The 22,600-nt window shown below is 51.2% G+C and carries 21 protein-coding genes and 1 tRNA gene; 7 read left to right on the plus strand and 15 right to left on the minus strand.

The window, feature by feature from the left end; all coding sequences use genetic code 11:
- Positions 1 to 259: 259 nt before the first annotated feature.
- Together hemB and AS151_RS17650 are read left to right on the plus strand one after the other, a co-directional pair.
- Positions 260 to 1,246, plus strand: coding sequence for a porphobilinogen synthase (gene hemB, locus AS151_RS17645; protein ID WP_071518385.1), 987 nt, complete (start codon positions 260 to 262; stop codon positions 1,244 to 1,246).
- Between the two features lie 488 nt (positions 1,247 to 1,734).
- On the plus strand, positions 1,735 to 2,208 hold the full coding sequence (locus AS151_RS17650) for a GNAT family N-acetyltransferase (protein WP_071518386.1): 474 nt from the start codon (positions 1,735 to 1,737) through the stop codon (positions 2,206 to 2,208).
- Here AS151_RS17650 and AS151_RS17655 read toward each other — a convergent pair.
- Together AS151_RS17655 and AS151_RS17660 are read right to left on the minus strand one after the other, a co-directional pair.
- A complete protein-coding gene (locus tag AS151_RS17655) occupies positions 2,153 to 3,112 on the minus strand; it encodes a HAMP domain-containing sensor histidine kinase (RefSeq protein WP_071518387.1) in 960 nt (319 codons plus the stop codon). The two genes, AS151_RS17650 and AS151_RS17655, sit on opposite strands and share 56 nt — an antisense overlap.
- Positions 3,113 to 3,187: 75 nt before the next feature.
- The gene (locus tag AS151_RS17660; RefSeq protein WP_071518412.1) at positions 3,188 to 3,778 is read right to left on the minus strand and encodes an L-threonylcarbamoyladenylate synthase; all 591 of its coding nucleotides are present in this window, start codon (positions 3,776 to 3,778) and stop codon (positions 3,188 to 3,190) included.
- 368 nt (positions 3,779 to 4,146) lie between these two features.
- Between AS151_RS17660 and AS151_RS17665 the strand changes: the two genes are divergently transcribed.
- A complete protein-coding gene (locus tag AS151_RS17665; RefSeq protein WP_071518388.1) occupies positions 4,147 to 4,551 on the plus strand; it encodes a DUF4278 domain-containing protein in 405 nt (134 codons plus the stop codon).
- A 72-nt stretch (positions 4,552 to 4,623) separates the two neighbouring features.
- Here AS151_RS17665 and AS151_RS17670 read toward each other — a convergent pair whose 3' ends face one another.
- Together AS151_RS17670 and hisB are read right to left on the minus strand one after the other, a co-directional pair.
- Complete coding sequence (locus tag AS151_RS17670) at positions 4,624 to 5,280, minus strand: YqiA/YcfP family alpha/beta fold hydrolase (protein ID WP_071518389.1); 657 nt, start codon at positions 5,278 to 5,280, stop codon at positions 4,624 to 4,626.
- 24 nt (positions 5,281 to 5,304) lie between these two features.
- A complete protein-coding gene (hisB, locus tag AS151_RS17675) occupies positions 5,305 to 5,970 on the minus strand; it encodes an imidazoleglycerol-phosphate dehydratase HisB (RefSeq protein WP_071518390.1) in 666 nt (221 codons plus the stop codon).
- Positions 5,971 to 6,101: 131 nt separating this feature from the next.
- Here hisB and AS151_RS17680 point away from each other — a divergent pair, with 131 nt between their 5' ends.
- Positions 6,102 to 6,257, plus strand: coding sequence for a chlorophyll A-B binding protein (locus AS151_RS17680; protein WP_071518391.1), 156 nt, complete (start codon positions 6,102 to 6,104; stop codon positions 6,255 to 6,257).
- A gap of 273 nt (positions 6,258 to 6,530) precedes the next feature.
- On the opposite strand, the gene rpoD is transcribed toward AS151_RS17680, so the two are convergent.
- The 4 genes from rpoD to AS151_RS17705 all read right to left on the minus strand — a co-directional run bounded on the left by rpoD (position 6,531) and on the right by AS151_RS17705 (position 12,190).
- Positions 6,531 to 7,904: an RNA polymerase sigma factor RpoD gene (gene rpoD / locus AS151_RS17690; protein ID WP_084639712.1), complete on the minus strand. Its 1,374-nt coding sequence runs from the start codon at positions 7,902 to 7,904 to the stop codon at positions 6,531 to 6,533.
- Positions 7,905 to 8,202: 298 nt separating this feature from the next.
- Entirely contained in the window at positions 8,203 to 9,447 is a 1,245-nt protein-coding gene (locus AS151_RS17695; RefSeq protein ID WP_244533067.1) for an RRXRR domain-containing protein, read from the minus strand.
- Between the two features lie 769 nt (positions 9,448 to 10,216).
- Complete coding sequence (locus AS151_RS17700; protein WP_071518394.1) at positions 10,217 to 11,887, minus strand: hemolysin family protein; 1,671 nt, start codon at positions 11,885 to 11,887, stop codon at positions 10,217 to 10,219.
- Positions 11,888 to 11,926: 39 nt separating this feature from the next.
- Positions 11,927 to 12,190 (minus strand): hypothetical protein, encoded by a 264-nt coding sequence (locus AS151_RS17705; protein WP_071518395.1) that lies wholly within the window; start codon positions 12,188 to 12,190, stop codon positions 11,927 to 11,929.
- Positions 12,191 to 12,288: 98 nt separating this feature from the next.
- Between AS151_RS17705 and AS151_RS17710 the strand changes: the two genes are divergently transcribed.
- A tRNA-Ile gene (locus tag AS151_RS17710) sits at positions 12,289 to 12,361 on the plus strand.
- A gap of 23 nt (positions 12,362 to 12,384) precedes the next feature.
- Here the strand turns inward: AS151_RS17710 and AS151_RS17715 are convergent.
- Positions 12,385 to 12,825 carry a hypothetical protein gene (locus AS151_RS17715; RefSeq protein WP_071518396.1) on the minus strand — a complete coding sequence of 147 codons (441 nt, stop codon included), beginning with the start codon at positions 12,823 to 12,825 and terminating at the stop codon, positions 12,385 to 12,387.
- 114 nt (positions 12,826 to 12,939) lie between these two features.
- On the opposite strand from AS151_RS17715, the gene pyrE reads away from it, so the two are divergent.
- Positions 12,940 to 13,575: an orotate phosphoribosyltransferase gene (pyrE, locus tag AS151_RS17720; RefSeq protein ID WP_071518397.1), complete on the plus strand. Its 636-nt coding sequence runs from the start codon at positions 12,940 to 12,942 to the stop codon at positions 13,573 to 13,575.
- Positions 13,576 to 14,030: 455 nt separating this feature from the next.
- A complete protein-coding gene (locus tag AS151_RS17725) occupies positions 14,031 to 14,687 on the plus strand; it encodes a DUF1295 domain-containing protein (RefSeq protein ID WP_071518398.1) in 657 nt (218 codons plus the stop codon).
- 3 nt (positions 14,688 to 14,690) lie between these two features.
- On the opposite strand, the gene AS151_RS17730 is transcribed toward AS151_RS17725, so the two are convergent.
- The 6 genes from AS151_RS17730 to grpE all read right to left on the minus strand — a co-directional run bounded on the left by AS151_RS17730 (position 14,691) and on the right by grpE (position 22,411).
- On the minus strand, positions 14,691 to 16,784 hold the full coding sequence (locus AS151_RS17730; RefSeq protein WP_071518399.1) for a tetratricopeptide repeat protein: 2,094 nt from the start codon (positions 16,782 to 16,784) through the stop codon (positions 14,691 to 14,693).
- 106 nt (positions 16,785 to 16,890) lie between these two features.
- Positions 16,891 to 18,012 (minus strand): small ribosomal subunit biogenesis GTPase RsgA, encoded by a 1,122-nt coding sequence (gene rsgA, locus AS151_RS17735; protein WP_071518400.1) that lies wholly within the window; start codon positions 18,010 to 18,012, stop codon positions 16,891 to 16,893.
- A 9-nt stretch (positions 18,013 to 18,021) separates the two neighbouring features.
- Complete coding sequence (locus AS151_RS17740) at positions 18,022 to 18,282, minus strand: sulfurtransferase TusA family protein (RefSeq protein WP_071518414.1); 261 nt, start codon at positions 18,280 to 18,282, stop codon at positions 18,022 to 18,024.
- On the minus strand, positions 18,279 to 19,427 hold the full coding sequence (dnaJ, locus tag AS151_RS17745) for a molecular chaperone DnaJ (protein WP_071518401.1): 1,149 nt from the start codon (positions 19,425 to 19,427) through the stop codon (positions 18,279 to 18,281). Before dnaJ ends, AS151_RS17740 begins: the two co-directional genes overlap by 4 nt.
- Positions 19,428 to 19,600: 173 nt before the next feature.
- Positions 19,601 to 21,478 (minus strand): molecular chaperone DnaK, encoded by a 1,878-nt coding sequence (gene dnaK / locus AS151_RS17750; protein ID WP_071518415.1) that lies wholly within the window; start codon positions 21,476 to 21,478, stop codon positions 19,601 to 19,603.
- A 114-nt stretch (positions 21,479 to 21,592) separates the two neighbouring features.
- Positions 21,593 to 22,411 carry a nucleotide exchange factor GrpE gene (gene grpE, locus AS151_RS17755; RefSeq protein WP_071518402.1) on the minus strand — a complete coding sequence of 273 codons (819 nt, stop codon included), beginning with the start codon at positions 22,409 to 22,411 and terminating at the stop codon, positions 21,593 to 21,595.
- Positions 22,412 to 22,600: the final 189 nt, after the last annotated feature.

The raw sequence follows: 22,600 nt of genomic DNA on the forward strand, positions 1-22,600 counted from the left end.
CGTAGCCCGCTAAGAGGCTAAGACTGGACTAACCGAACACAATTAACACAGATGTCAATTAATGTTCAGTGATTTGGTTAGTCCTTATAGCGTTTCCATCTATAGTTTTAAGCTAAAACTTTCCCGCCACTGTAGAGTCAAGGCATAGCAACAAAAATTCATTGAAAGGAATGAAACCAAACAAACTTATATCCAGTACGATCTGCGGTCCCATCTTTGTGGTATTTCTGAGAATGACGTGTTTGGCAAAAATTTAATTATGTTTCCAGTTCATCGCCCTCGCCGTTTGCGTGCCTCTGCCGACCTGCGTCGCATGGTGCGGGAAAATTTGGTGACCGCCAATGACTTGGTTTATCCCCTATTTGCCGTACCGGGAGAAGGAATTGCCCAGGAAGTCCCTTCCATGCCTGGGGTTTATCAAATGTCCGTTGACAAAATTGTAGCGGAAGCGAAGGAAATTTACGATTTGGGAATTCCCAGCATTATTTTATTTGGGATTCCCGAACAGAAAGATACCGAAGCCACGGGGGCTTGGCACGATTGCGGCATCGTCCAAAAAGCTACCCAAGCGGTTAAAGAAGCTGTCCCCGATCTGATCGTAACAGTAGATACCTGTCTGTGCGAGTACACCAGCCACGGTCACTGTGGGTATTTACAGGAAGGGGATTTGGTGGGTCGGGTATTAAACGACCCCACGTTAGAGTTGCTGAAGAAAACCGCTGTTTCCCAAGCTCAAGCTGGTGCGGATATTATTGCTCCTTCCGGGATGATGGATGGGTTTGTACAGGCGATTCGTTCGGCTTTGGATGAGGCGGGTTTTCAAAATACGCCGATTTTGTCCTATGCGGCGAAATATGCTTCTGCTTATTACGGTCCTTTCCGAGATGCGGCGGAATCAAGTCCCCAATCGGGCGATCGCCGTACCTATCAAATGGACCCCGCCAATAGCCGCGAAGCCCTTAAGGAAATTGCTTTGGATATCGAAGAAGGGGCGGATATGCTGATGGTGAAGCCGGCTTTGGCTTATATGGATGTGATTTGGCAGGTGAAACAAGCTACCAATTTACCGGTTGCGGCTTACAATGTTTCCGGCGAATATTCCATGGTGAAAGCAGCGGCTTTAAATGGTTGGATTGACGAACAACAGGTGGTTTTGGAAACATTGACGGCGTATAAGCGTGCCGGTGCCGATTTGATTTTGACTTATCATGCCAAGGATGCCGCTCGCTGGCTGGCAGAACAATAAAAATTCCGCAAGGACGCGATGTCAGGATTTGCGGACATAGCTAGACACCGCCATAAAACTGGTTTTTGGGGAGGTGGTGTTGGTTGTGTCCGCCAATTTTCGTCTGCTTTGGCTAGCAATGGAATCCCTTGGTGGTAGAAGGTGGGGCAAGGGTGGTGAGAATGTCAGAAAAAAATAACAATTAGAGCATTGTCCGGGGAAATTTTCCCCAAGTCTTATAGTAGAATCGAAAAAAGATTTTCCCAACAGTGCTGTTTTTTGGGCAAAGAATCTACCAGCAGTTGGAATGTTTTTTTATGACAATTATTTTTTTGTTAGCTATGAATCGGCGATTGTCCGATAGGCAACCGGAAGTGCGATCGCTACAAATATCGACAGCAACCCAATTGGTATAAATTTTTCCCGATGGACGGTAAGGGAAACAGCGTTTTGGCTGCATTTTTCCTTACCCAACGCTTCGCGCAGGATTTTTCAGGAGTTTGAAAATTATGGATTGCAGCCACATTCAATTTGAAACATGCAAATCCAAAGTAGATTGTACGCAGTTGAAATCTTTGCTCGACCAAACAGCATTTTGGGCACGCGATCGCCAAATTCAAGATTTAGAAATTGCGATCGCCCATAGCTATCCCGTAGTTACAGTTTGGGATGAAAATCGTTTGATTGGGTTTGCTCGTGCCACTTCCGATGGTGTCTATCGCGCTTGCATTTGGGATGTGGTTATCCATCCGGAATACCAAGGATGGGGGTTGGGACAAAAATTGGTGGAAACCATTATCAGCCACCCCCACCTGTCGCGAGTAGAACGGATTTACTTAATGACCACCTACCAACAGCCGTTTTACCAGCGTATTGGTTTTGAAGAAAATTCCACTACCACCATGGTCTTGCATGCCCACGCTTGGACTACTCAGATGCAGATTGGGGAGTCCCCTTCTTCAGCCAACATTGAAGCTGGCTGATGTGGGTGGGATTTTGCGGATCGGCGATCGCCTGCAAACTACCTCCCATTAACTCTAGCAAGCTTTGGGAAATCCAAACTTTGACCTGCGAGGATAAATTGGGGCGGTCGCCGGTGATGTACTGGCTTTTTTCGGGCATTTCTGCGGGCGGTTCCAGGTGAAAGCGATGGACGGATTCGCTCCAAGCCTCAATGGGAGGTGTGATTTCGATGGCGATCGCGACTTGCTCCTGGCTGCTATCGGGAATAGTTCGCAGGTGAATTTCCCCTTCTGTCATATGGCGGATGGTCGGATCCACCAAATTCACCAAAACTTGGGTCAGACGGGTGCGATCGGCCACAACATACAAATCGGGGGGATCGTCCGGTACCTGTAGGCGAATATTGCTATTTTTTGCCTGTAAATGGGTGAATTGATACAATTGCCCGAACGCATCCGCTACGGCCAAAGATTCTAACTTGAGCGGATCTCGACCGTATTCGCTTCTGGCTACCTGCAGCAACTCATCCAACATTTCCACCATACGAACTGCCGATTGATGGGCTTGTTCGAGAAACTCACGTTCTTCTTGGGGGTCTTCGCACAATCCCTCCAACACCAACTGATGGGCACCGATGAGTCGGTTTAACGGCGATCGCAGTTCGTGGGAAACCCGTGCCAAAAATCCCCCCTTAAATTGGCTCATTTGCCAGGCGGTTTCGCAGTTCCATTGAGCTTGGCGCAGCTGTTGCGAGAGGGTTTCTATCTGCTGTTGCCAGGTAGCTGCCGTATCTTCGGTGGATGGGGAACGATGCCTGCCATTGTTTTTCTTACGGCGTTTGGAAAAGCGATGTTGCCACCACCAACTGCCGGCAATACCAAGGCCCGCACCCGCGGCTAAAAATAACCAGTTACTCCATACCACAATAAAATTCCTGCTTGCTGAACTTGTCCATAAAAAGAATCCTTTGTTCTTTATTCCTGTTTTTCGAGGCGCTTGTCAAGGTGCAAATGCGATCGCGCCTTGGCGCAACACTTCCCAGCTACCCTGGCGCCAGACTACCACAGTAGAAGGCTGTTTGCTGGCACCTTGAGCTTGCTTCCAAAGCGGCGTCGGCGGCACCAAAACCTGGGGAAAGGCTTGCATAATTTCTTCTAATGAAGTCAAAGGTGGTTCGCCGCTGCGGTTGATGCTGGTCGTTGCCAGGGGGCCCGTGGCGCTGAGCAGGTCCACCGCTACCTGGCAGTCAGGAACTCGCAGACCAATGGTGGTGGGGTTTTGTGGGTTCATTTGCGGCGGTACGGAAGCCGAAGCCGGTAATACCAATGTGAGTTGCCCCGGTAAATATTTTTCCGCGATCGCCTGCCAAATTTGAAATTCTTGTTCGGTTCCCCGAACGTAAGGCAGAAGACTGTTAAAAGTGGCACCCATCAACACCAAAGGTTTCTCGTAACTGCGTTGCTTGGCCGCGTAAACTGACTCGGCGCGATCGGGTCTAGCGGCCAAAGCCGGTACGGTATCGGTGGGAAAGCTAATCAAATTGCCGGCGTTGACACCTGTAATTAAAGCCTCAAAGGATACCTGAGTCATGGTTCTGTCGATTGTTTTTTTTGATGGTTTGGGCAGCAAAGAAGAGGGAGAAACAAGGGCATCGAGAAAAATATTGTACTGTTCGAGCACCCAAGCACCCAAGCATCCCCCCAACTTCCGAAAACCGAAAATCTAAAAATTACCATTGATGTAAAATTTTATACAGAAATAATTGCTATTCTTCTGAAACTTCGCTAGTATTGAGGTAAGGAATAAATCGGGTCTGGAAGCATTTCGTGCGGGTAAGTGTTGCCAACGTAGCGAAATGCTCTTTTCGGCCTGGATAGCACAGAAGCTGGATTTAAAAAGCTTTTTAGCGCCATCAGTTTACGTATTTGTTGTTTGTGTAGAAATTAGGATAATTGGTTATGAAACTCACCTATCGCGGTATCAGCTACGATTACGAACCTCCCACTTTAGACATGGAAGAAGGACAAATGGGAGGAAAATATAGAGGACAAGCTTGGAAACTCCGCTATCCCCGACATATGCCCACCATGGAACCGAAAAGCAGTCTCAAATATCGTGGGGTTGCTTACGGTACGGAGGCCACGGGGAAAGCTGTTCCCGTACAGGACCAACCCCGGCAACCGAAAAAAACAGCCGCCAACGCTCCTTCTGTTGCTTTGCTAGAAGATATGGCGAAGCTCCACCACGAAAACATCTGTCGCCGTTTGGAACATCGCCTGCAAGTAGCGCGGGAAAGAGGTGACGAAATGTTGGTGAAAGCCTTAGAAGAAGAACAAAAACAAATGGTCTGTTCTTCCCGCTAAAACAACTAAAGAAGGGGTACTTAGAAGATAGGCAGGGGAGTATCTGTATGGGATACTCCTTTTTTGTTTTTTTTAACAGATATTAGGCTGGGATGGGGCTTGTCGCTGGCAAAATTCGCGAGTGGCTTGCCAAATTTCTGGCAGAACGTTTACTAAGGCATGGTCGCTGTCTAGTTCTTGAAGGGTGACCCAAGAACGGGTTTTGGCAAATTGGCGGCTGACTTCTATGGAAATGACTTCGTCGTGGCGACCGTGCAGCAATAGGGTGGGAACTGGACGTTGCAGTTGGGATTCGCGGTATGAACGCAAATCCGTGAGAAAGCGGTGATGGAGCGGAAGGGGTTGTTGGTAGGCGTGGTGGTAGACGGAAAGTTTCCCTTCTGTTTGCCAAGTGTGTCGGTCTTTTGGTGATAAGGTGGGCAGCCAGCAATCTAAAAATTGAAAGGCGGGGGCGAGGAGGATAATTTGACGCACTTGCGGGTATTTTTCGGCTAGCCAAGCGGCTGTAAGACCGCCGAAACTTGAACCAATGAGGGTGGCGGTTTGAGGGGACTGCGGCAGGAGAGCAGCAACTTGTTGTAGTTGGCGGGTGAGGGTGAGGTGGTAGAAATCTCCTTGGTTGAGGTCGGGGATGGTGAGGGGGTATCCCCAATCGGCAAAGCGATCGCTTAGGTAGCGGGCTTTGCGCGATTGAGGACCAGAGGCAAATCCGTGCAGGTAAATGTACATGGGCGGGAGGGGGACAAACAGAATCTACAAAACGCCTTTAGAACTGGGGATAATATCGGCCCGTCTCGGGTCGATTTCTACGGCCATGCGCAAGGAACGGGCAAAGGCTTTGAAGGTGGCTTCGATAATATGGTGGGAGTTGATGCCGTCTAGCTGGCGTAGGTGCAGGGTCATGAGGCTATTGTGGGCGATCGCGATGAAAAATTCGCGCACCAGTTGGGTGTCGTAGGTACCAACCCGCTGGGTGGGAATGGTCAAACCGTAGCTTACGTGGGCGCGTCCGGATAAATCGAGGGATACTTGGACCAAAGCTTCGTCTAAAGGGGCGAGAAAATGACCGAAACGGACGATGCCTTGGCGATCGCCGAGAGCCTGCCACAAAGCCTGTCCCAATGCAATGCCCACATCCTCGTTGGTGTGGTGGTCGTCAATTTCGGTGTCTCCTTGGGCGCGTACGTCCAGGTCAAACAACCCGTGGGAAGCCAGTTGGTGCAGCATGTGGTCCAAAAAGGGGATGCCAGTATCTACAGTACAGTTCCCCCTACCGTCGAGGGCAATGCTGGCGGTGACATCGGTTTCTTTGGTAGTGCGGCGGACGCAGGCATAGCGTTTTTCCGGTGCTGTCTCGTTGCCGTCGCCGTTGGCTGGGGAGAAATCAGTACTCTGTTGCTTGGGGTCTTGAGTTCGCATGGTGTTGGTTCCTCGCGCTGGTTGCTTGTCTAATTTCCAACGATAAAGTTGGCAAAATAGGTTGTCACCTGCGCCAATTTTCGTTACATTAATTAACAGAACTTTAGAAAAATTATATGTAGGGGGACATTATGGAAGACAACACCAATCGCAACGCCTGGAACTGGGGCTTTACCGCCGGTGCTGAAAATTGGAACGGACGTTTGGCTATGATTGGCTTCATTTCCGCTCTAGCTGTAGAACTGATTACCGGTCAAGGCGTTCTCCATTTCTTGGGCGTTATGTAGAAGTTACCTCAGCCAGGAGTGCCCATTTTGTACAGCTATTACCCACAAAATGGTTCCTTGGCTGCTATTCCTTCCTTTCTTCTTTTTGAAACCTGTGGTTTTCCTGAAAACGGATAGCTGGGAGTTTTTGGCGAGGCTCCCAGCTTTTTTTGCACAAATAACCATTCAGAGATGGACGAATGGTTGCTTGGCTTTCAATTTTCAGGAAAATCGATGGGTTGTCTTGGGATAGAAATGTGGTGAGCACAGCGTTGGCAAACGCTGCCTACCAACCTAGCGGATGTACTCTTTTAAGATGCTGTTGCGATTGGGATGGCGAAGTTTGCGCAATGCCTTGGCTTCGATTTGGCGGATGCGCTCGCGGGTGACGTTAAAGGTTTGCCCGATTTCTTCTAGGGTTTTCATGCGACCATCGTCCAAACCATAGCGCAAGCGCAGGACATCCCGTTCCCGGGGGCTGAGGGTATCGAGAACGCATTCTAGATCTTCGCGCAGCAAATCTTTGGAGACTTCGTCTTCGGGGGTTTCTCCGTCGGATTCGATGAAGTCTCCCAACCGGGAATCTTCTTCTTTGCCAATGGGCGTTTCTAGGGAAATGGGGAGCTGCGCCGACTTGGCAATAAAGCGCAATTTCTCAATGGTCATTTCCATGCGCATGGCAATTTCTTCCTCAGTTGGCTTGCGCCCCATTTCTTGAGAAAGAAGTTTGGTGGTTTTCTTGATACGAGAAATGGTTTCGTACAAGTGAACGGGCAGACGAATGGTGCGGGATTGATCGGCGATCGCTCGGGTGATGGCCTGGCGAATCCACCAAGTTGCATAAGTGGAAAACTTATATCCTTTTTCGTGGTCGAATTTTTCGGCGGCACGAATGAGTCCCAAACTGCCTTCTTGAATTAAGTCTTGGAAAGACAGACCGCGATTCATGTATTTTTTGGCAATGGAGACCACCAGACGCAAGTTGGACTGTACCATTTTATCTTTGGCACGCCGCCCGATATGCAAGCGCCGGCGGAATTTGGAGGTATAGGTTTGAATGTGGTCTTCCCAGCTTTTGGTTAGGGTCAGGCTGGTTTCTTGCGCTGCTGCTAGCAGGGAATCTAAAGCAGAATTTGCCGCTAGAACCCCCAAACAGAGACGGTTTTGGAGGGTGGCTTGACCCAACTGCGCGATCGCCACCAACAGGGCGTTGACCTTGTCTTCCAATCCCAACTCTTGCAGGCGAACCACCTCTGCCCATTCCACATGTTTGGGGTTGCGCCCCAAACCAGCGCCCATATATTCGCGAATGCGTTCTAAAGCCAACAAGTCGGAAATCTGACGTGCCAGTTCGATTTCCTCGTCAGCCCGCAGCAGTCGGGTTCTACCGATCTCTTGTAGGTACAAGCGAATGGAATCTTCGGTATAGTGTTTTTTCTTATCGCCATCCTCGCTGCGAGATGAAGCAACTTTGCCAGACTTTTCGTTCTCGAGATCGGTCCGACCCTCTAACAAAGCATTGCCAGCTGCTTCCAAGGTTTCTTTGGATACGGAACTTGGGTCTTCCTCTGCCTCGTTCTCTAAGATTTGCAATTCTTGTTCGAGAGGTTCGACTGACTCAAACTCAGTCCGATCGATGGTTGCGAGTACGTTATTTGTCTGGTTCATGCCGCGTTCCTCATGCTCCTTCTTAAACTTCAACTGCGAAACCGAACAACGATCGTTTTGCTTTTCCCAAAAGCTGCACCCGGACCGTACAGCCATTGTGGGGGCTACGGGCTAGACGTAGCCATGTCATTGTCCGTTTGGGGAATATACAAATGGGAGGACATTTGGTGTCAATGGGATGATTTTTTTGTCCACCTCAATACCTAGCAGTCCTTTCCGAAACTGGGAATGGAACTATGGACTACCATAGGTCAGACCTTTATGATTGTAGCTTTTTTCACCAAAAATGTACGATTCATCAGAAACCTCCTATCCCTCCCCTACCTCGCGCAGCAGGTGAGGGAGGGATGGGAACGTTAGGCGGCGGGGTTCGATGCCCCGCTGACGAACAATCTCTTGGGGCGAGCGACCAGAATGCCGCCGTTGCGCGATCGAGAAGTTGAACCTTGGAAGCAGTGAATTGGCCAATTCGCTTCCAATTGAAATCAGAAACCGATCCATGGCGTGCCGTGTCGCTACTTACATAGCCCACCGACACTCGGCCTGCTGCCATCTCAGCGACGACCAAATCCCCTTTCCGAAATCCATGCCAGGTAACGGTTCCGCCATATTTACGGCGTAGGCCGTTCTTGCCGGGAACGATTAAGTGGCGTTGGCGGCGGGAAATGGGGGGACGCTTAATCACGACGAACGGTGCCGACGTGATGTTGACCTGGCCCTTCCAGGTGGGGCCGTGATTTCGACCCTGCTGGAACGGACGGTACTGAACCAAGTAGCCACAGGCCAGGGCGATGCCGTCAACCGCGTGGGTTGGCGGAGTCTGCTCTGATTTTTCCTTAGACTTGATGAGTCCCAGAGCATTTCGGAGCTGAGATGTGCCGTTGCCGTCTTTGGCGTATCCATGACGGGTGTAGACGGGCGCAATTTGGCCCCTCCGCTCCATGGCGTAGGCTTGCCCTACCATGACCGGGCTGAACCCTTTCGGTGAACGGGCACCCTTTCGCTGTGAGGTTAAGTCCACGTCGGCGCGAACTTTCTCGTAACCGATAGCCACAATAGGGAACAGTTTAGACAGTTCCTTGACTACCCGAAATTCAAGCTCTCGGCTGGCTTTGATGCTGGGAGGTACTTTCTTTTGCCTGCGGTTATCAAACCGCTTTTCGCGGTGATTGAGCTTATTGAACGGCACCTTCCGGTTGATGCGGCGACTCCGACTCCAACGGCGCAGCACCCGGCGATTGTCCATCCTTTCCCTCACCTTGGGAGAAGGCAGCTCCAAATGAACCTGGAACCAAGTGGCTTTAGCAGATTGGAACGCAATCCCTGAATAGAGTTTCCCCGGGTCAACGCCAACCACGATGGATTGAGTGTTTCGCCCTGCTGGCTCTGCCAGTAAACGGACTGCCTTGATTCGCAGATTGGTTTTGACCCACTCAGCTTTCCCCTGCTCTGCCCACTTCTCGGCGCGAGTGCGCTTTGTGGGCATAAGCGGTGTGTTGTCGGGCGCTAAAACTGAGATTCGTTGCATGGAAGATAATTCCAAAACTACAGGTTTCTTCAGCCAGTTAGTACGGTGTTTCTGGGCTTACCCCAATCCCTGAGATTCCAGAGCCTCACGGAAAATCTTCGATACGTTTGCAAGCCCTGTCGCTTTAGCGCCGGGAGGAAAAACGAACGGTGACTTTAGTCGCCTTCTCCACCGGAAAGAGGTGCAGTTTCCGCTCTTTCAGTGTTCTAGCCGGAATCGCCTGCCCGGCACAGGGTCATGTTTTCCTCGCCCATGTTTTTTGGGCTGGTGGAGCTAACGGCACGGCCTGACTCCTGGTAGGGCGTTTAACCGTTAACGGTAGGGCAACCAACACCGAAAGCATTTGTAGGTGCCATGACGCTAAAAACGTAGTCCCAAAGGGCGAAGGGCTGGTCAGCTGCCTGAAGCTGGAGGCAGGAAGCCCCAGTGCTTCAGCCGGGGGTGCTGACTGCGACGATGGGGGCAGCCGTTGGGAGAACTTCTTTCCTCCCAACCAAGCGATCGCAAGTGTCTCAAAAACCTACGGTTATGATGCCTGGAGATACAGAGCTGCCAACCCAGCGCGGTAGGGGCTTGAGTGTCGGCAGAATCCATTGGTGCCACTGGAATAGGTGGGTATGGAACCGGGAGAATCTTTTTTCCCTAATCGAGTGCAATAAGACGCCTCGATCGAGTTTTAACACAAGCAGAAAAAAATGACATACACCATTGGTTAAAAGGCAAACGATTTTAGAAACAATTCCAATTTCATAGCTCCTTTTGGAGGATTGGGGGGCATTGCCCCCTATATGCGATCGCCTTTTTCATTTTTTTCTGAAGTTGTGTTGTTCTCCGCGGCGGAACTATCTCCACTCAAGGGGGAAGCATCCACATCCAGGGGGGATTCCGATGGTTCTTCCGTTTCGGTTTGGGATAACAAATCTGCCCCCTCATCGACCTCCTCGTTGGGGGGTGGTTCTAGCCGCTGAATTTCAATTTCTTGCAAGCGCGGTCCTTCTGCAGAAACAACCCGCAGCTGTAAATTTTTATAGCAGAGGGTATCGCCGATGGCGGGGATTTTTTGCAACTGATAGATTGTAAAACCACCTAAGGTTTGGTACTCATCTGTCAGCGGAAAATCCAGATTTAAAATTTCGTTAACATCTTCAAGATTGGTTTGTGCCTGCACCAAAAACGTCTGCTCGTCTAAAATCCGTACTTGGGAGGATTCGTTACTATCCACATCAGAGCCACCAATAATTTGCGCCACCAAATCGTCAATGGTGAGCAAACCAGCAGTTCCTCCAAATTCATCCACCACAATGGCCATTTCTTGATGGGTACGGCGGCGATCGCCGTGGGAGGGATAGGTGGTGCGCAAACGCTGCATTAAAGGCAACAGCTCGCTAAGATAAGTATACTCCGGCACAAAACGTGCTGGTTTCATCCAACTTTCAATGGGGCAGGATAAATCTAAAGTCCCCTCCGCCAGGGGAGCTGCCAGTTCTTTAAAATCAATAATCCCGCGTACGTCGTCAAGGGAATCGCCAATGGCTGGATAGCGCGAATGACCGGAAACAGCAACTTCTTGCAACAATTGCTGCACGGTGGCTTGGCAGGGAAGGGCAATAATATTGGTGCGCGGCACCATCACTTCTGCCGCCGAAACATCGCTGAATTTAAACACATTGCTGAGCAGTTCCCGTTCTTCAGCTTCCAGACCAGTGGACTCTCGTTCGGTGGCAATAATCAGCTGCAGCTCTTCGGGAGTCACTCGGTTGTGCCATCCCCCACCTGTATAGCGAATCCCCAGTAGGCGCAGCAACAGGCGGGTGGATTGGTTGAGAACCCAAATAAACGGATTGAAAAAGCGCGCGATCGCTAAACTGGGGGGTCCCAAAACCTTCGCCAGCTGCTCGGCGTAAAGCATGGCCACTGATTTGGGACACAATTCCCCCAAAACGATTTGCAGGTAAGCTACCAAAAAAAACCCAATGGGAATCGACAGGGAATGGGCAAGTACGTGGCTGGTGGTATCCGGCAGCGGAAATTCCATCAAACCGCGCGCCACCAAAACCGCCACTGTCCGTTCGCCAATCCATCCCAAAGCCAAACTCGACAGGGTAATGCCCAGTTGGGTGGTGGAGAGCAGTCGGTCGATGGTCCGCTGCAAATCCTGAACGGTTTTGGCACGGACGTCGCCAGCTTTCACTAACTGCTGGATGCGCGATCGCCGCACCGAAACAATGGAAAATTCTGCCGCTACAAAAAAGGCATTGAGGGCAATTAACAAAATGACGGATAGAACCCGCCACAAAACATCGGTTTGTCCTAGAGGCGTGGCGCTATCGGGAGAGGCACCTCCCCCAACCGCAGCCACCACCACCACTGCGGGAACCGCCATGCGTAACATGAAAGAGGCAGTTCCCCAGCGAACGGGATCTGGTTTCTTATCGCGTGGGTGAGGGTCGCTCATGCCAAAGGGTGCGAACTGCAAAGTACATGCTAATGGATATCAATCGGCGCTGCCGGCATCGGCTTGGGTTTGTTTTTCCACCTGCTTGATAATTTCCGATTCTTCCAAGAAAACCACAGATCCCGGCGAACGTTCTTTTAGGGAATTGCCTGGCAAACTATTGGTCGGACGAGCATCTGGTTGGGTAACGCCTTTTAACGCTTCTCGACCGATTTTTAAGCCCCAATTGGCACTGGCTGTTCCAGCTGCTGCCATGACCGCTAGCAAAAGAAAGGTTAGCACAACTGTAGGATGGATTTTCATAGTCTTTTGATTTCGTGGCTGGTGATGGGTGCAGGAAAAAATTTTCCTGTTTGTGACTCTGGAAAAGCAAAACCTTTTTGCGGTAAAATAATACTGGACCAGGGTTGGCCGAGCGGTTTAGGCAGCGAACTCATAATTCGCCTCAGGCAGGTTCAACTCCTGCACCCTGGATTTTCGCCTAGCTACCAAATTCTTTACCGAGCGGGGTCCCGCCAGATCAATTGATTTTGGGAAGGAGCATTGACGCCTTGTAAATCGGGGTCCGACAGCAAAGAGCGGTCGAAGGGATTGTACAAGTCTGGCGTCCGAATGGTAGGGTCGCTGGAGGTTTGCTGCCTCATGGCATCCATATACAGTTCGTGTATGGCTTGACCGTCTGCGGCGATTTCGTTCTCGGGGTAGGTGAAAAATAGGTTTTGCACTTGCCGAAATACGCTGCGGTTGCGGTAGAAGTTTTTGTCGTTTTCGTAGAAAGCGTCCATAAAAGCTTCTTCTAGGGTTTGCAACTCGTCGTCAGCTTGGGCGCTTGGGATCGGAGCGATTGTGCCTACGCCGGTGGTAACTACTGCTGCGATCGCTGCTACATTTTTTAACCAACCCAGCGATCGCTGTTTCCCATTTGCGGAGGTGCTCATTCTACGTAATCTCCAAAATTGCATCTCAAAACGACCTTCCTAGAACCTTTCCATGTGCAACTGGGAAAACTTCTAGTAGCATATTGTTCGATGGTCGTCCCTTCTTTTATAGCAATGAATGCACCCACCTACCAAGGAGCCAGCCAATTGCTCCAACATCTCGCAACAGCAAACCAGGAACAACTACAAGCCCAACTGCTGGATTTATTTTGCCAGCTTGCCTACCAAGAAGGCGATTTTACCCTCTCTTCGGGACAGCGCAGTTCCTACTATATTAATGGCAAGCAAGTCACCCTGCATCCGGTGGGAGCTTTGGTGGTCGGACGGTTGTTATTCTCCATGCTCCCCCCGCAAACGCAAGCTGTGGCTGGTTTAACGTTGGGTGCCGATCCCTTGGTGAGCAGCGTTAGTGTTATTTCTGCTTTGGAAAACCAACCTATTCCGGGTTTAATTGTACGTAAAGAACCCAAAGGTCACGGTACGCAAGCTTATATTGAAGGACCTTCCCTAGAAACCGGCAGTTCGGTCGTGGTGCTGGAAGATGTGGTGACGACGGGGAGTTCGGCTTTAAAAGCAGCACAACGACTGCGAGATGCTGGCTATCGGGTGAGCCACGTTTTGGCTTTGGTGGACCGGGAACAGGGAGGAAGCGAACTCTACCCACAGCATGGATTGAGTTTTAGCGCTGCGTTAACCCTCTCGCAAATCCAACAACGGTCCCAAACCAATCTGCAAAGCAACAATTCCTAACAGGGGCAAATTCTTCGGTGGCTGGTTGCTCGGGAGTTGTTTGCTAGTTTCAACAATCACCAGCCACGCGAGCCACGACCCAACAAATTGCGTTTTTCCCTCGTGGTAAGACTCCGGCTTGGTTTTGAAGAAATCAAAGAAAAAAGTGAAATTTTTCTGCTACTATCTTCAGTAGATATGGTATTTTATTAATAGGCATTTTTAGATAATGGGAATAGACGATTTTTTCAAATCAAACATACCACAACCACGCATAACATAATAAGTCAAATCCCCTCGAAAATCAATCCCCAGTCGCTAAAAAAATTTCACTTTCCCATCGGGGCGATTTCCGAGCCAAAATCTATTGAGAAGAAATATCAATACCTTCATGGCTAGTGGAAATCCCCCCACGTCCTCGCTAGAATGCGAACAAATATTTCGCTTTTTCTGTTGTTTTTGGAGTGCTTCGAGCCGTGCAAACGCCTGCAACTCAGTCTTCCCAATTCACGCAACTGCAAGCCATTAACCTGGCCAAGATAATTACCATTTTTCTGTTAGGTGGCTTTGCGATCGCGTTTGGCATTGCCGGGGTACGTCAAGTGATTTATCTGTGCCTGCATGTAGGATATTGCGTTTGGTGGTTGCTAGAGCAGTGGATTTATCCCGAAAGGCGGCGCGTCATCTTTGGCGAACCCATCAATACCTTAGGCTTTTTGTTCGTACTTCTGTTTGTGGGAATTTTTTATACCCTGCCTGGCTTTCTTGCCTTTACCAATCCCGAGCCTATTTCCCTAACTGCGATCGCTGTGGGTTTGCCCCTGTACTATTTTGGCAGTCTTATCAACACCAGTGCCGACGTGCAAAAACTCACCGCCAAGCAACAAGGTGTGGGTTTGGTCAGCAATGGTATTTGGCGCTTAGCCCGCCACATTAACTATTTGGGAGATTTGCTGCGCTACTTGAGCTTTAGCGTCATTGCCGGTTCCCTGTGGGCTTATCTCGTACCGGCAGCGGTGGCGCTCTTATACGGGCAGCGCATACAAATGAGGGAACGTGCCCTGCAAGAAAAATACGAAGATTATCTCGAATACCAGAAAAGGAGCAAGCAACTCATTCCTTTTATCTGGTAGTGCCTACAAATTGGCTAAAATCTCCGGTAGCAGCTGGGGAGGGACTTGCGAGAGTGCCTGGTTTTGCCCTTCGACGCCAAATTGTTCGTGGCAGGCGCGAATAGTTTGCAATAAAAATCGGAAGGTACTGGCACGCAATTCGGGTTGCTGCGCGTATCCCTGCCAAGCCTGGAGGTGGTGGTACAAGGCTTTTTGCAAGTAATTTTGCTGGGTTTCGGTAGATAGGTGGGTGTGGGTAGAACCCTGTAGTTGGTAGTACGCCAAAGCTAAATTATTGTGGGTTGCCAAAATATCAAAGGAGAGGGGAACGCCATCGGCCAGTTGGGAGGTCAGTTCTAGGGTGGCTTCGTAAGCCGCGATCGCTTGCTGCCAGTATTCTGCAACAGAGAGGGTATGGGAGCTTTCCCGATAGGCTAAATGCCAGTAAGCCGTGCCGAGATTGTTTTGCGTGGCGGCGCATTGGTGGGGAACTGTATCCCGGGTGCGGTGGTTGAGCGCTCGGCGATAGGCGCTGACTGCTAGCAGCAGATTGTCTTCTGGCTTTTCGTATTGGGCAAGGTTCCAGTAAGCCGTGCCGAGATTGTTTTGCAGCATGGCATAGTGCAGGGGTTCGGTGTCGGGAGTATAGACCTGCAATGCCTGTTGGTAAGCTGCGATCGCTTGGCACAGGCAATCAACCGGATCGCGATACTGAGCAAAATGCCAGTAGGCAGTACCCAAATTATTTTGCGTCGTTGCCCATTGCAGGCGCGCTTGCTGTTTCTGGGCATCTTCGCTGTCTGTGCCTGCGGCAAGAAGACCAACTTGCTGGGCTTGTTCGTAGGCATCAATGGCTTGCTGCCAGTATTCGGCACTTTGGCAAGTTTGTCCCAACTCCCCGTAGATGGCCCCCAAGTTGCTTTGTACCATGTACCAGGTATCGGAGGATTCGGTGGTTGGGATGATGGTGGTGGCTGTGGTGAAAAAATTAACTGCCTGTTGGAGGTAGGCGATTTTGGTTTCCCTAGCAGTGGTGGTACGTGCCAGCCTCCAGTAGAGAGTACCGATGTCATTGGCGAGAACCCAGTAGCGCGGTGCGTAACTAGGAAGCAACGTCCAAGCTTGGGTGTAGGCCAGCAGTACGATTTCGGTGTATGGGGCAGCAGAGGGGTCTGAGTTTTCTAGATGGCTGCGGTAAAAGTCGCCGACTTTTAAGTAGGCATGGGCTTTTTCGGCTCCTGTGGCACCGCTTTCGTGAAGTTGGTTGATTTCGTAGAGATACTGGAGGGGTTCGTATTGGGAAATGGCGGTTTGTAGGTCGGTGGGGAGTAAGGCGAGGACTGATTCTGGGGCGACGGATTTGACCTGTTCTAACAGTTGGGTGGGAACGTTTTTTAAGGGGGAGGTGGTAGTGGTAGGAGATGGATTCGGGGATTGGGGAAATAAGATTTCGATTTTTTCGGCTAGGTCGGTGGGTGAGGATGGTTGCTTTTCCTCGACGAACTCGAAGTCGCGATCGCTGGGGGGATGGCTGTTAAACTCGAAGATTCCCGTACAGGCGTGCCAAAATTCCTCAATACCCCCAAGGGTGCGAAACCAAGGGGGAGACAACCAAAGCAAGACGCTGGCTTCTGCTGGCAAGCGCCCTAAATTCAACTGGCGGATGCTTTCCAGGAAACGCCACTGTCGCGTGGCTGGTTGGCGAGTGAGCTGTTCTATTCCCAAAACTTGAAATCCCGGTGCGGGAAGGGCTGGCGGGGGATGTTTGCGCAACCAGCGTTCGATTTGAGCGATGGGGCAAGGGCGTTTGAGGTTTAACTTCAAGCTTACCCAGTGGGGATAGGGCGGTTGTGTGGGAAAATGACTGGCGGTGGGTGAAGTAGAAGTGCCGTTGGTTGCGTGGTTACTGTTGTCAGGGCCGCCGACAGCAAAAGCGAGAGGTTGCTGGTTGAGCTCGGCATGCAAGCGTGCTGCGAAAATATGTTGTTGTTGGGGGTCGTCGCACACGGCGATAAAAAGTTGGCGGCGCAACCTTAAGTTTAGGGCAAGTTGCAGGCGCTGGTAAACGGTCTGGTTGTGACTTTCAATGGCACTTTCGGTGTGCTGGTATTCGCTCACGATGCCCTCCACCAAGCGTAAATCCCCAGTTTTGGGATGGGGGAAAATGGGTTCTGGTTGTTTCTTCGTATCCCCACAGGAAAGGTCAGGAAGCAGCGGTGTTGTTCTAGTAGGTTTGCGAGAGGTCGCTGAGGGATTCGCAGGGATCGTTGAGGGATTCGCAGACTTCTTGCAGTTCTTGTTGCTGGCTGCGGCGGGAACGGCGGCGGTATTTTTTGGCTTCTAGTTTGGGTTCGTAGTTGAGGCGATGGTCGGATTTGGTTTTTTGTTTGAGGCTGGATTCTTGGGTACGGGTATGGTGGCTGGCAATGGCGGCGGATTCGGCTTCTGCCAGCATATCCAGGTAGTGTTCGTATCGTTCCCAATCCCCGCGAACGGCGCAGTTGGGTTCCTGTCGGTGCCAGCAATCGTCAAACTGACAGCTGGCGGTGGCTAAGCGATCGCGAATTTCGGGGAAGTATTGGGGGAGGTCTTTGGGGTCGCAGGTAATATCCGGTTGGTTGAATCCGGGTGTATCGGCGAGCAATCCTCCTTGGGGAAGTTGGAAAAGTTCTACATGGCGGGTGGTATGCCGTCCTTTGGCGATTTTGCCACTCACGGCAGCGATGCGTACCTTGGCTTGGGGGATGAGGCGATGGATGAGGCTGGATTTGCCCACGCCGGAGGGGCCGGCAATGATGGTAATTCGGTCTTTTAAATGCTGGCTGAGTTCTTGGATGCCGCAGTTTTGTTGCACGCTCACGGCTGACGCTGCGTATCCCCAATAGCCCAACCGTTGCTCCCACTCTTGTTGCAGCGATGGGGAAGCTAGGTCGGCTTTGTTGAGGGCAACCAAGACTGGCAAGCCGGTGCTTTCTCCTTTGACTAGAAAGCGGCTAAGTTGGTAGGGATCGGGTTCGGGTTCGGCGAGGGAGAAGACCAACAAAATGCGATCGGCGTTGGCGACTGGCGGTCGGTCGAGTTGGTTGCGGCGCTCGAAGACATCGCTGATGGTGGCGGTGGCGTTACGACTGTCGATTTTTTCCACGGCTACGCGATCGCCGACCATGACTTTGACGCCAATTTTTTTCAAGCGATCGCGGCGAGTACACAGGAGGGGTTGCTGGAGCGCATCGAGACCATCGGTGGGGAGGGTTTCTGGATGCAGCTGTACGCGATAAAAGTTCGCCTGGATGGCGAGAACGGTTCCTCGAACGGTGTTGCTGGCGTGAGGATGGGTTTGGGTCATGCTATCGCTTCACGACGTTGGCGCGGCACGTCGTACTTGAAGGGCGTAGAAGCTATCGTCGCGTTGTTCGATGCGTTCGACGCTGTAGCCTTCCATGGTTAAGCTTTCTGGCACCTGTTCGATGGGTTCTCCCGGATCTAGCCAAACTTCGAGTAAGCTCCCTGGTTCCAATTTTTCCAGGCGCATTTTGGTGCGTACGAAATTGAGGGGGCAGGGCGTCCCCCGCAAATCAATACAGGCATCGGCTGCTTGAGATTGAGACTGCGTCATCGTTTCAACCATTCAATAAATTTACCAAAGCCACCTTTTTCGCCACGGATTTCGTTTTCGCTGCGGATTTCTGCCAGTTTTTCCAGCAATTCTCTCTCTTCTGCATTTAGTTTTTGGGGGATGGTTACTTTCACTTTCAAAATATGATCGCCGCGGAGGGTGGGATTTCCTAGTTTGGGAACGCCTTTACCTTCCAGAGTCAGTTCGGCATCGGGTTGGGTTCCTGGGGGAATGGTCAGCTCTTCCGGACCGTCTACGGTGTTCACTTCTATGCGGCAGCCTAAAATGGCTTCTAGGTAGCTAATTTGAATTTCCGAGTAAATATTAATGCCATCGCGCTTGAATTCCGCGTCTTCCTCAACAAAGAGGTATACGTACAGATCCCCCGGCGGACCGCCTCGCTGCCCGGCATCTCCTTCGTTGCCAATCCGCAGGCGATTGCCGCTATCAACACCAGCGGGAATGTTGACCTGCAGGGTTTTGCTTTGTTGCTTGACGCCGCGACCGCCGCAGGAATCGCATTTATCGGCGATGGTTTGACCGCTGCCTTCGCAGGTGGGGCAGACGGATACTTGGGTAAAACTACCAAAAGGCGTTCTGGTGGAACGGCGTACTTGCCCCGTACCGCCACAGGTGGCGCAGGTGGTTGGACGAGTTCCTGGCTTGGCACCCGAGCCTTCGCAGGTTTCGCAGGTTTCTAGGTGCGTAATCTTGATGTCTTTTTCACCACCAAAAATTGCTTCTCGGAAATCGAGTTTTAAGTCCAACCGGAGATCGTCACCGCGTACGGGACCGCTGCGTCGGCGACGTTCCGCTCCCGTACCAGCAAAACCGCCAAAGAACTGCTCGAAAATATCGGCAAATCCACCGAAGTCTCCGAAGTCTTGGAAGCCAGCAGCACCAGCTCCCCCACCAGCTCCGGCACCGGATACGCCGGCTTCGCCAAAGTTATCGTAGCGTTGGCGCATTTGCGGGTCGGAGAGAACTTCGTAGGCTCGGTTGATTTCTTTAAAACGTTCTTCGGCTCCTTCCTCCCGATTTACGTCCGGGTGGTACTTGCGGGCTAGGCGGCGGTAAGCACGTTTGATTTCTTCTTGACTGGCATCGGAGGAGATGCCTAGGGTTTGGTAATAATCGCGAGCCATAAAGCGCTATTTGGTGGTACGGAAAAAATACAATAACGACACAGAAAGTGGGAAGGAGGGGCCCTTAGACTAGCAACTGAAAGTTGGTTCGTCAAAGTTGATTCTAACCTACTTTGGTTGCTCCTTGCATTGACGATTAGCCAGCTAGCGATCGCTTCCGGTTTTCGCTATTTTTAGCTATTTTCCTGGCTGGAGGTGGCTTCCGATTTGTCGGCGGCCGACTCTCCCTCAGGTGGCGTTTCTTCTGGCGAATAGACGGAAGAACCAATGGATAGCAGCCCTTCTTTAAAGGTTTCCAAGGCTTGCTGCATTTCTTCTAACTGGTTGTTTTCCCTCGCGATCGCTGCTTGCAGAGCTTCGGCTTTTTGTTGTACGTCGGCTTTGAGCTCCTCGCTAATTAGTTCGGCATTATTTTTCAGGGTAGATTCGTAGTTATACAATAAAATATTTGCTTGGTTTTTTAAAGCCGCAATTTGCCGCAGCTGTTCGTCTTCTTCGGCATAGGCTTCGGCTTCTTCCTGTAGGCGTTGGATTTCCTCTTCGCTGAGGCCCCCTGTATTTTCAATCTTAATGCTTTGCGCTCGTCCGGTTCCTTTATCGACGGCAGAAACGTTTAAAATGCCGTTGGCATCAATATCAAAGCTCACTTCAATTTGCGGCATGCCCCGCGGGGCAGGGGGAATCCCTTCCAACAAAAACCGACCCAGGGTTTTGTTATCTTTCACCATCGCCCGTTCCCCTTGCAAGACATGAATTTCCACCGAGGTTTGACCATCGGTGGCTGTGGAGAAAGTTTGTACTTTGCTGGTAGGAATGGTGGTGTTGCGTTCGATAACTTTGGTAAAAATCCCTCCCAGGGTTTCCAACCCCAGCGATAGGGGAATTACATCTAACAGCAGCACGTCTTGCACTTCGCCCCCCAAAACGCCGGCTTGGATGGCAGCGCCTACGGCTATAGCTTCGTCGGGGTTGACGGTGCGGTTGATGGTTTGGTTGCCGAAATAATTTTCAATGGCTTGTTGTACGGCGGGAATCCGCGTGGAACCGCCCACCATAATAATTTGATCGAGATCGCTTGGTTGCAGCTGGCTGTCTTCGAGGGCTTGGTTGACCGGTTCGATGGTGGCTTCTACCAACTCGGAAATGAGCGATTCAAATTCGGTTCGGCTCAGCTCCATTTCCAGATGCTTGGGTCCGGTTTCGGTGGCAGTGATAAAGGGAATGTTAATGCTGGTTCTGGCAGCTGCCGATAGTTCGATTTTGGCTTTCTCGGCTGCTTCGCGAATCCTTTGCAGGGCAATTTTATCCACGGATAGGTCGATGCCTTCGTTGGCGCGAAAGTTTTCTAAAACCCAATTGACAATTTTGTTGTCGAAGTCATCGCCTCCTAGGTGGTTGTTGCCGGCGGTGGATTTGACTTCAAATACCCCATCTCCTAGCTGCAAGATAGACACATCAAAGGTGCCACCCCCCAGGTCGTAGACCAAGATTTTTTGATTTTGGTCTTGCTTGTCTAGACCATAGGCTAGGGCAGCGGCGGTGGGTTCGTTAATAATTCGCAATACTTCCAGCCCGGCAATGGTACCGGCATCTTTGGTGGCCTGTCGCTGGGCATCGGTGAAGTAGGCAGGCACCGTAATCACGGCTTGGGTGACCTTTTCTCCTAGGTAGTCTTGGGCATCCTGTTTGAGTTTTTGCAGGAGAATGGCGGAGATTTCTTGGGCTGTATAGACGCGATCGCCGATTTTGACCGCTACCATGTCGTCTTTGCCTTTCACGCAAGTGTAGGGAACCCGTTGCCGTTCGGTTTGCGTGTCTTGCCAGCGACGGCCGATGAACCGCTTGATGCTGTAAATGGTATTTTCAGCGTTGGTTACCGCCTGTCGTTTGGCCAGTTCCCCTACCAGACGTTCGCCGGATTTGCCAAATCCTACCATGCTCGGGGTGGTTCGTTCCCCTTCGGCGTTGGTCAGCACCGCCGGCTGACCCCCTTCTAAAACTGCCACGCAGCAGTTGGTGGTTCCTAAATCGATGCCAATAACTTTTCCCATACTACCTTTGCCCAGCTTCTGGCTGTTTTTGCTTTTGATGTTCGGGTGGGCTGGTTGGTCTGCAAAGCGAACGAACCGGCCAGCTGGCAGTAGCACCACCTACCAGCATTTGCCCTACTCGGATTCGTCGCTGGTTTCGGACGAGTCTGACGGTTGGGAAGTGTCTGCTTCTGGTTCGGGGGCTGCCGCCACTTTCACCATAGCGTGGCGCAAAATGCGATCGTCGAGCATGTAACCGCGCATGAATTCCTCAATCACAGTACCTTCAGGATATTCGCTGCTGGGCTCCTGCATCATAGCTTCGTGATAGTTCGGGTCGAACTCCTGCCCCTCTGGACGCATGGGAGTCACCCCAAGCTGTTTGAGGCAATCGACCAATTGCTTGTACACCCCTTGATAGCTCTTGTGAATGTTCATTTCCCCGTCGGTTTGGGGTTTGATATGGGCGCGGGCACGCTCGAAGTTGTCTACCACCGGCAGCAAATCTTTAATGGTGGCACACTTGACCTGCAGTTCTTGGTCTTCTTTTTCTTTTTGCGTGCGCTTGCGGAAGTTTTCAAAATCCGCTGCTAGCCGTGCATATTGCGCCTTGGTTTCCTCTAGTTGGGTTTTCAGGTGGTTAATTTCCCCTTTCAAAGCGTTGTTTTCCTGTTGGCTGTTGGCTAGCTGTTGTTCCAGATCTTTGGCTTCTGCTTGGCCTTCGCCAGCTGCCATGGCCTCTTCGGAGGCCCCTCCCTCTTGGGAGGCATCGGAGCGTGCCGAAGCCGCTGCTGCTTCCGCTTCCGCAGCGACCATGCCATCTTGGTGGTTAGTAGTTGCTGGCTCGCTTTCGGAAGATTGGGGGGAAGCAGCCCCATACTCCTGTTGGCTCTCTGGCGTATTGGTTTGATTTTCTGGTTGGTTTGTCTGGCGCTGCTTGTCTTCCTCAATCATTGACATCAGTCCTAGTTATAATGGTACTGCCAACCTAACAAAATCTCTGGCTGATTTTGGTCGTTTTTTTGGTTTTGCCCACTTGGGGCTGGTTGAATTTCCCCAACGGGCCGCTAGCGGTCTTGCTACTGCTGGTAGCAAGCGAGGTCGAACCGCCGCTGGTCTCGTTGGTGGCCAGTATGAAGTGGG

Origin of the sequence: Geitlerinema sp. PCC 9228 (assembly GCF_001870905.1) — a bacterium.
Taxonomy (GTDB): Bacteria; Cyanobacteriota; Cyanobacteriia; order Cyanobacteriales; family PCC-9228; genus PCC-9228.

What these genes read in the sequence shown, in the direction of transcription:
- AS151_RS17650 (WP_071518386.1), top strand. Translation starts at nt 1,735, where the DNA reads ATGGATTGCAGCCACATTCAATTTGAAACATGCAAATCCAAAGTAGAT.
- AS151_RS17715 (WP_071518396.1), bottom strand. Translation starts at nt 12,825, where the DNA reads ATGAGCACCTCCGCAAATGGGAAACAGCGATCGCTGGGTTGGTTAAAA.
- AS151_RS17740 (WP_071518414.1), bottom strand. Translation starts at nt 18,282, where the DNA reads ATGACGCAGTCTCAATCTCAAGCAGCCGATGCCTGTATTGATTTGCGG.
- pyrE (WP_071518397.1), top strand. Translation starts at nt 12,940, where the DNA reads ATGAATGCACCCACCTACCAAGGAGCCAGCCAATTGCTCCAACATCTC.
- AS151_RS17680 (WP_071518391.1), top strand. Translation starts at nt 6,102, where the DNA reads ATGGAAGACAACACCAATCGCAACGCCTGGAACTGGGGCTTTACCGCC.
- grpE (WP_071518402.1), bottom strand. Translation starts at nt 22,411, where the DNA reads ATGATTGAGGAAGACAAGCAGCGCCAGACAAACCAACCAGAAAATCAA.
- AS151_RS17665 (WP_071518388.1), top strand. Translation starts at nt 4,147, where the DNA reads ATGAAACTCACCTATCGCGGTATCAGCTACGATTACGAACCTCCCACT.
- hemB (WP_071518385.1), top strand. Translation starts at nt 260, where the DNA reads ATGTTTCCAGTTCATCGCCCTCGCCGTTTGCGTGCCTCTGCCGACCTG.
- dnaK (WP_071518415.1), bottom strand. Translation starts at nt 21,478, where the DNA reads ATGGGAAAAGTTATTGGCATCGATTTAGGAACCACCAACTGCTGCGTG.
- AS151_RS17700 (WP_071518394.1), bottom strand. Translation starts at nt 11,887, where the DNA reads ATGAGCGACCCTCACCCACGCGATAAGAAACCAGATCCCGTTCGCTGG.
- AS151_RS17660 (WP_071518412.1), bottom strand. Translation starts at nt 3,778, where the DNA reads ATGACTCAGGTATCCTTTGAGGCTTTAATTACAGGTGTCAACGCCGGC.
- rsgA (WP_071518400.1), bottom strand. Translation starts at nt 18,012, where the DNA reads ATGACCCAAACCCATCCTCACGCCAGCAACACCGTTCGAGGAACCGTT.
- dnaJ (WP_071518401.1), bottom strand. Translation starts at nt 19,427, where the DNA reads ATGGCTCGCGATTATTACCAAACCCTAGGCATCTCCTCCGATGCCAGT.
- AS151_RS17670 (WP_071518389.1), bottom strand. Translation starts at nt 5,280, where the DNA reads ATGTACATTTACCTGCACGGATTTGCCTCTGGTCCTCAATCGCGCAAA.
- rpoD (WP_084639712.1), bottom strand. Translation starts at nt 7,904, where the DNA reads ATGAACCAGACAAATAACGTACTCGCAACCATCGATCGGACTGAGTTT.
- hisB (WP_071518390.1), bottom strand. Translation starts at nt 5,970, where the DNA reads ATGCGAACTCAAGACCCCAAGCAACAGAGTACTGATTTCTCCCCAGCC.
- AS151_RS17705 (WP_071518395.1), bottom strand. Translation starts at nt 12,190, where the DNA reads ATGAAAATCCATCCTACAGTTGTGCTAACCTTTCTTTTGCTAGCGGTC.